The sequence below is a fragment of the Clostridium sp. HMP27 genome (genome assembly GCF_000765165.1).
Lineage (GTDB): Bacteria > Bacillota > Clostridia > Clostridiales > Clostridiaceae > Clostridium_AK.
The window spans coordinates 1-1166 of record NZ_JMFY01000023.1; the positions used below are offsets into that span (position 1 = coordinate 1).

Sequence of the window (1166 nt, forward strand, 5' to 3'; positions counted from 1 at the left end):
ATGTAAACATAGGAACAATAGGTCACGTAGACCATGGTAAGACAACATTAACAGCAGCAATAACAACAGTATTATCAAAAAAGGGATTTGCTGAAGCGTTTGACTATGCATCAATAGATAAGGCACCAGAAGAAAGAGAAAGAGGAATTACAATCAACACAGCACACGTTGAATATCAGACAGAAAACAGACACTATGCACACGTTGATTGTCCAGGACATGCTGACTATGTTAAGAACATGATAACAGGAGCAGCACAGATGGATGGAGCTATCTTAGTTGTAAGTGCAGCAGATGGTCCAATGCCACAGACAAGAGAACACATACTACTAGCTTCCAGAGTAGGAGTTGAAAAAATAGTAGTATTCTTAAATAAAGCAGATATGGTAGATGATCCAGAATTAATCGAATTAGTAGAAATGGAAATAAGAGAATTATTAAGTGAATACGGATTCGATGGAGACGAAGCACCAATCGTAGTAGGATCAGCACTACAAGCATTAGAAAACCCAACAGATGAAGAAAAGATAAAGCCAATAATGGACTTAATGGCAGCAGTAGATGAATATATCCCAACTCCAGAAAGAGCAACTGACAAACCATTCTTAATGCCAGTAGAAGATATCTTCACAATCACTGGAAGAGGAACAGTTGCAACAGGAAGAGTTGAATCAGGAATATTAAAAGTAGCTGATGAAGTAGAAGTAGTAGGATTAACTGAAGAAAAGAGAAAGACAGTAGTAACAGGAATAGAAATGTTCAGAAAGTTACTTGACTCAGCAATGGCAGGAGACAACATTGGAGCATTATTAAGAGGAGTACAGAGAGATGACATCGAAAGAGGTCAAGTATTAGCAGCACCAAATTCTGTACACCCACACAAGAAATTCGTAGGTCAAGTATACGTATTAAAGAAAGAAGAAGGCGGAAGACACACACCATTCTTCGACGGATATAGACCACAGTTCTATTTCAGAACAACAGACGTTACAGGATCAATCAAATTACCAGATGGAATGGAAATGGTAATGCCTGGAGACCACATCGACATGAAAGTTGAATTAATCACTCCAATAGCTATGGATGAAGGATTAAGATTCGCTATCAGAGAAGGTGGAAGAACAGTAGGTTCAGGTGTTGTTACTACAATAGAAGAATAATAAAAA

The 1166-nt window shown here is 38.0% G+C and carries 1 protein-coding gene; it reads left to right on the forward strand.

What is annotated here, in order from left to right:
• Positions 1-1160: elongation factor Tu (tuf, locus tag DP68_RS12600; RefSeq protein ID WP_035310062.1), on the forward strand; the 1160-nt coding region annotated here is incomplete at its 5' end.
• Positions 1161-1166 lie beyond the last annotated feature (6 nt).